This window comes from Moorena sp. SIO3I6 (genome assembly GCF_010672095.1).
Genome location: NZ_JAAHHU010001539.1, coordinates 1 through 1,177, shown reverse-complemented (window position 1 = coordinate 1,177; position 1,177 = coordinate 1). Strand labels below are relative to the sequence as shown.

Below are 1,177 nucleotides of genomic sequence, written 5' to 3'. Positions count from 1 at the left end.
TATCCACGCCCATGTTTTGCAGGATTGAGTAAAACGGGTAGATTTGGCCTTTAAACGGTACCTTAAAGGCGATTGCAACGGGAAACGAAGCGGTAAACCTAGATTTAAAGGTAAGGGTCGGTACCGTTCTTTGACCTTTCCATCTCTTGGGAAAAATCCGATCAGTGGTAATTTATTAAAACTACCAAAGTTTGGGCAAGTCAAGATGATATACCATAGGTCAATCCCAGACGGGTTTAAAGTTAAAACAGCTACAATTACCCGAAAAGCTGACGGATACTACGTAACCTTGTCAATCCAAGATGAGACTGTACCGAATATCATGCCGATTGATAAGGTATCTAATCCTATTGGCATTGACATGGGTCTTAAATCCTTTTGGTCAAGTCTGATGGCACTGAAGTGCCCATCCCTCAGTATTACCGGAAAGCCCAAAAACGACTCAAGAAAATTCAAAAAGCTGTTAGTAGATCCAAGAAAGGTAGCAATAATAGAAAGAAAGCTGTATTAAAGTTAGGAAAAGCTCACAAAAAGGTAGCCGATACTCGAAAATACTTTCATTTCAAAACGGCTAAAGAGCTACTAGACAATCACGATCTAGTAGCTCACGAAAAGCTAAATATCAAAGGTTTAGCCAAAACTAAAATGGCAAAGTCAGTTCTAGATGCTGGGTGGGGTCAATTCCTGTCAATTCTGTCAACCAAAGCCGTTCGCGTAGCGTGGCCTACGGCCTTAAATGCTGGGTTGTTAACGAAAGCCGTGAATCCCCGCAATACCAGCCAGAATTGTTCTAACTGTGGCAAAAAAGTGCCGAAAAAACTAAAAGACCGCACCCATTCCTGCCCTCATTGTGGTTATGTTGCGGACAGGGACGTTAATGCGGCTAAAAACATCTTACATTTGGCGGTGGGGCATCCCGTCAGCAGTAAAGCTTACCGAGTAACCGAACCGTTGGGTGGTGTTGGTAAGAAGCCCGCGTTGTCCCGTTAGGGCAACGTCGGGAGTATGTCACGGAAGATTACTGGTTTGTGAGTGTCTGTTAACTTATTGCTTTTGGGAAAAAAAAATTAACGATGAACAACCGATTTAGCTGATCACCGCACTACCCATCCCTTGGAACATCAACCATGATAAGAAAAAGTTGCTAATAAAAATTGCCAGCAAAGCAGTAACCACA

The 1,177-nt window shown here is 42.8% G+C and carries 2 pseudogenes; one reads left to right on the top strand and one right to left on the bottom strand.

Annotation, left to right across the window (positions count from 1 at the left end):
• Window positions 1-990 (top strand): annotated as a pseudogene (locus F6K49_RS51010) (transposase); the annotation flags it as partial.
• Window positions 991-1,086: 96 nt separating this feature from the next.
• Here the strand turns inward: F6K49_RS51010 and F6K49_RS51005 are convergent.
• Window positions 1,087-1,177, bottom strand: a pseudogene (locus F6K49_RS51005) (ABC transporter permease); the annotation flags it as partial.